The organism is Xanthomonas sp. NCPPB 3959, assembly GCF_056675575.1.
In genome coordinates, this window is record NZ_JBWWVR010000041.1 from 1 (window position 1) to 3419 (window position 3419).

Annotated in this window: 4 protein-coding genes; all 4 read right to left on the minus strand. The window is 56.6% G+C overall.

Annotated elements, in window-relative coordinates; genetic code table 11:
• Positions 1 to 973: 973 nt before the first annotated feature.
• Entirely contained in the window at positions 974 to 1252 is a 279-nt protein-coding gene (locus AC1KVG_RS21700) for a hypothetical protein (RefSeq protein ID WP_481095794.1), read from the minus strand.
• A gap of 79 nt (positions 1253 to 1331) precedes the next feature.
• Entirely contained in the window at positions 1332 to 1844 is a 513-nt protein-coding gene (locus AC1KVG_RS21705; RefSeq protein WP_481095795.1) for a methyltransferase family protein, read from the minus strand.
• A 31-nt stretch (positions 1845 to 1875) separates the two neighbouring features.
• Positions 1876 to 2265, minus strand: a complete 390-nt coding sequence (locus AC1KVG_RS21710) for a nuclear transport factor 2 family protein (RefSeq protein ID WP_481095796.1) — start codon at positions 2263 to 2265, stop codon at positions 1876 to 1878.
• 608 nt (positions 2266 to 2873) lie between these two features.
• Positions 2874 to 3368: a YfbM family protein gene (locus AC1KVG_RS21715; RefSeq protein WP_267113987.1), complete on the minus strand. Its 495-nt coding sequence runs from the start codon at positions 3366 to 3368 to the stop codon at positions 2874 to 2876.
• Positions 3369 to 3419: the final 51 nt, after the last annotated feature.

Consider the following 3419-nt stretch of genomic DNA (forward strand, 5'->3'; position numbering starts at 1 on the left):
GCCCGCAGCAGGGCGGCGACTGGGTGCAAATATAGCGGAAGGCGCGCACTTAGGCGCCGCCCTGATGTGGGCTCGGCTTGAATGAATTGTTAGGCCGCTACTCGACATAGCGTCCGGCCCACGACCTGCGCACTTTGACGGCAATAGCGGAGCCACTGCTGTAACGCGTGCCGGCGCATAGCCTGACGACGCCAGCTTTTTCCGTCTTGACCGTAACATTGGTGCACCCACGCGATCCGCGAGCTGAAATTACAGTGCCACGCTCGACTGCGCTGCTGCCGAGTGTAGTAGTGATTAGCATGCCCATGACAAAACAAAGGGCAAGGAAAAGACCTCCGGCAAGTGTCTTGGCTTGAAACGCAACATGCGACGCATTCAGTTTGACGGCACGGACCCGCTCAGGATGAGCCATCCAGTGTCGGATCAGGTATAGATGAATTGGCCTCCAAGATGCTAGCGAGGCCACAAGGCAAACCAAGAGATGGGCTTGTCCGGCGAGAAGCGTGATGCATAGAGCAACAGCAGTGGACCACCGATGACCGTAGCCACGAGAAGGAGTGCGCGCATATTCTGCCTTGCGGCGTAACGCCTGAATTAAGCCGCGTTGCGAAGCAACGTCGGCTTGAATGAGTTGTTAGGCAGTGAGTGGCCGAAACGGTTGAGACCGCAACCGTGCTCCCCAGCACTGCCGCCTGGACCGAGTTTGCCACAGCTTGTGGGATGGAGCTTGCCCAGCGATGCAGCGGCGCGTGATGCCATCGAAGCCAACTGCACCGAGCGCAGCGCGGGAACGACGTGCCAAGGCGAAGCACCGAACTTACCGCAACCAGCAACGGTGATGACTGCTGTCCGGAGCCAACCGCATGCACGCCTGCGAACCCACCGAAGCGGCAACCACCAACGCATTTGCTCCACCACGGCCTAACGCCTGAGTTAAGCCGCGTTGCGAAGCAACTTCGGCTTGAATGAATTGTTAGAAATCACTACCAGCGGTGAAGCTGACACCATTGAAAACGAGATCGCAGCGATCTTTGAAGTCAAGAACGCGCATGGGCCTGCCGGTCGCAAGATTGGAGAGGTAATAGGCGACGTCCTCTCGATTGAACCAAGTCTTGGCTATGAGCTTAGGGGGGATTTGTTCCAAGTCTACTGCCGCATAGCGGTTGGCAGAGTGTCGATGAAATCTAGACGGAATTCGCACGCCAACGTCCATGCAGTAGGCCACGATGCGATCTTTGTAGGGTTCGGCCATCGGGATAGTCCGGGTGAGTTCTAACGCCTGAATTAAGCCGAGCCGCTAAGCGGCTTCGGCTTGAATGAATTATTGGGCCTCATAGCCAGCGCGAGGCCTGCCTGCAGAATGCAGCGTACGTGTCCGGGAAGCGAGCGGACAGATACCGCTCCTCCGGCTGAATTTGGAACCGCGTGATGTAGAGCATGAAGGCAGGGACGGCCATGAGCGTGGCCGCATTGTGGAGGTGGAGCGTCCAGCCCAAGAGGATCATGGAGTGGCCCAAGTACATTGGGTTGCGGGTGTAGCGATAAATGCCAGATGTGACCAGGTGCGTGGCTGAGGCCGGCCTGAGTGGGTTGACCGTAGTACCGACGCGCTGAAAGGCGAGTTTGGGAAGAATGTTGAGCGCCAAGCCCACAACGGCTAGAGCAACAGCGACGGGTGTGCGTAGTGGAAGCTCGAACGAGAGCACGGGCATGAAGTATGCTGCACCGAACGCGGCAACGCCCAAGAGCACCATGACAACCGGCGGCGGGATTTTTGTCTCAAGCCATTGCATGTAGGTTGGAATGAGGCCTAACGTTTGACTTAAGCGGCGTGCCGAAGGCACGTCCGCTTGAAGGAAGGGTTAGAGCGCACGTTCATACCTTTGGCCTAGCCTGCCCGATAGCGAAAGTTGCTTTGACAATTTGTCCTGCGTCTACTTCGTAGATGCAGATCATCTCCACTGTTTCTAGCCCGTCTGGAAATGTGCGCGTAACGAACTCGTGGTCAATGACGATGTTGTCCATGACAGTACGTGAAACCAGCTCGGCATGCAGCGCCGGATCGTTGAAGCGATCAATCATTCTCTTCCGAATGGCTTCATGGCCGGAAGCCAAGAGGCCTGCATGCAGCAGGTATTGTTCTGCGTCTGCCTTGTAGGTTGCGAGCCAACCTTCCAAGTCTCGTGCGTTGTAGGCTTCCAGCTGCTGCTGGACGACAGTTTCAGCCTTAATCAATATGGACAGAGCGGCAGGCGGGAGTTCCATTTCAAACATTCCTTGACGGAGAGCTGGGAGTGTTTCGTGCGGTCTAACACCTGAGTTAAGCCGCGCCGCGAAGCGGTGTCGGTGTCGGCTTGAACGAATAGTTAGGGCTCACTGCCCTTAAGTCGGTTGAAACATAACCCAATGCTGGCCAAGCCGAACCCGCACAACAAGACGCCCATGCCGTAGAAAAGGAGGACGAAGGCCCAGTACTCCAACGGCCGCTGCGTCGAGTCTGCATGAAGCAGCCCGGAGTACCGCGTCGAGACGCTAAATACGCCGGAGCCCATCTCAGACAACACAGCAAAGGTCGAGAGCGCCCCAAGCGAAATGGCGAACAGCCCGCCGAGCACGAATGCTAGCGGTCTGTGCTTAGGCGGGCGGAGCGCGGGATACAAGCGTGTCCCAATCACCGCAGCGAGCGGAACGAAGGCCGCCACAAGCAATAGCGCCATAGCTGTCCACGGTTCTCTCATATGTCCGTTGTGAGCCCTAACGCCTGAATTAAGCCGACCCGCACTGGATTGGCACCGAAGTCGATGTTACCCAGAACGACCCGAAGTTAGCGAACGTGATGCGGGTTCGGCTTGAATGAATTGTTAGGCCACACCCTAGTTGAGGTAGAGAAGCGCTGCATCGCCGCGCTCCGCTGCGGCCTGATAGAACGAGGTTAGCTGATTGTAATAGTGCAATACGTACTCCAAGCCATCAGGTCCGTCACTCTCCCAAATCTGCGGATAGATTTCCGCAGCATCCATTGCGGTCGGATCGAACTTGGCGCCAAAGGTTTCAGGGGTGATGGCAGACAATGCGGCCGCAACCGCTTTAACTTGCGCAGGATCCAAGTAACGGGCGGGACCGTAACCAACATCCTCTCCAATCGCTTCACCACCTAGGATAGCCAGCGAAAGCGGCTCCTCACCCTCCCACGTCTTTCCATTGAGGGTGTAGTGAATGGCGTGCCATGTCTTATCAATGTCTAGATGATTGGCTGGCTCGACCCCGCCATCCTCTGGATAGAGGACCGATGAGATCAAATCCGGATCAGCAACGAGCGCGGCTAGCTGATTTGGAGGAATAGCAACGAAGTTTCCAATCATTGACATACGAGATTCCTTTCAGTGTGGCCTAACACCTGAGTTAAGCCGAGCCGCGAA